Origin of the sequence: Nocardioides sp. CPCC 206348, from assembly GCF_048654705.1 — a bacterium.
Classification (GTDB): Bacteria; Actinomycetota; Actinomycetes; order Propionibacteriales; family Nocardioidaceae; genus Nocardioides.
In genome coordinates, this window is sequence record NZ_JBMCZA010000047.1 from 37,934 (window position 1) to 39,548 (window position 1,615).

Sequence of the window (1,615 nt, forward strand, 5' to 3'; positions counted from 1 at the left end):
GCTGCCTGCGGTCCTCGACCCGCTGCCGCACGACGCCTCCCAGGACGACCTGCCGGTGGTTCCGCCGGAACGGGAGGAGCCCGAGCCCGCGCCCGTCGTGATCGAGGTCGACGAGCGGACCCAGGAGAGCGTCGACGCACGTCCGACGCCCGAGCCCGACGAGCCCGACGAGCCGCCCATTCCGCTCGTCTCCGAGCTTCCCACCGAGGCCGGCATCCCGCTCTTCGGTGGTGACGACGACGACGAGGTCCAGTGGCTGCGCACCCGCAGCACGCCACCGCCGCCCCCACCGCCGTTCGAGGACCCGCCCGAGCGCCCCCTCTTCGTGCCCGACTCCCCCGACGGTCCCGCCGTACGACGCCCGCGACCCGACGCCGTACCCCTGGATCCGCACCCCGGCGATCCCGGCGAGGACGGCGTGCGCCCGCACGGCTACTGGCCGTGGGACCCGAGTGGTGCCCCGGCGACGGACGCCGACGACACCACGGAGGCGGAGGCCGTGCCCGGCCGCAACTGGCTGCGCCTGGCCATGGCGGTGGCGATCGCCGTGATCCTCCTGGTGGCGGTCGCGATCGCGTTCAACCTCGGGCGCGGCCGCACGGCGCTGGGCGGCGACCCGGACCCCGATCCGACCGAGCCGACCACCAGCGCGGCCACCCAGGCGCCCGTGATCACGGGAGTGCGCGCCACCGACTTCGACCCGCTCGGCGAGGACGGCGAGAACCCCGACGGGTTGCCGAACCTCTTCGACGGCGACAACGCGACGAGCTGGAACACCTCCACCTACAAGGACCAGTTCGGCCCGCCCCTGGGACTGAAGACCGGGGTCGGCCTGGTCCTCGACCTGGGCCGCAAGCGCGACGTGCGCAGCGTCAACCTCCGCCTCGCCCAGGGCACCGCGACCGTCGAGCTCTACTCCTTCGACACTCCTCCCGAGGCCGCGCCGACGGGCAAGCCCGTCGCCACCGCCACCGGCTCGGGTCGGCTGACCCTTGCTCCGCCGGCTGAGGGCGCGGCGGCTGCTCCGGTCACCGGCCGCTACCTTGTCCTCTGGTTGACGGCATTGCCCGAGGTCGATGGAGACTTCCGGGCCGAGATCTCTGAGGTGGTGATCCGTGGAGAGTGAGCCCCGCGAGCTGCCCGACTCCGACCTCCTCGCCGCCCACATCGCCGGTGACCCCGACGCCTTCGGCATCCTCTTCGCCCGCCACCGCGACCGCCTCTGGGCCGTCGCCCTGCGCACCTGCAGCGACCCCGAGACCGCGGCCGACGGGCTCCAGGAGGGCGTGATCGCGGCGTTCCGGCGGGCGTCCTCCTACCGTGGTGACGCCCAGGTCACCACCTGGCTGCACCGGATCGTCGTCAACGCCTGCCTCGACCGGCTCCGCTCGGCCAAGGTACGACGGGCAGAACCCCTGCCCGAGGACCTGGACGAGCACGCGAGCAGTGCCCGCACCACCGTCGGCGACAGCATCGACCCGGCCGAGTCCAGCGTCGCGCGCGAACGCCGCGACCGGGTCCGCGCCGCCCTGGCCACCCTGCCGGTGGAGCAGCGTGCGGCCGTGGTGCTGGTCGACATGGAGGGCTACCCCGTCGCCGAGGTCGCCCGGATCCT

2 protein-coding genes are annotated in these 1,615 nt (G+C 74.0%); both read left to right on the plus strand.

Translation table 11 applies throughout. The annotated features are described in order from the left end of the window. The coding region (locus ACOADB_RS01735) for a hypothetical protein (RefSeq protein ID WP_378596181.1) at positions 1–1,126 on the plus strand (1,126 nt) is incomplete at its 5' end. Beyond that, the coding region (gene sigM, locus ACOADB_RS01740) for an RNA polymerase sigma factor SigM (RefSeq protein WP_378596182.1) at positions 1,116–1,615 on the plus strand (500 nt) is incomplete at its 3' end. The genes ACOADB_RS01735 and sigM, both read left to right, overlap by 11 nt.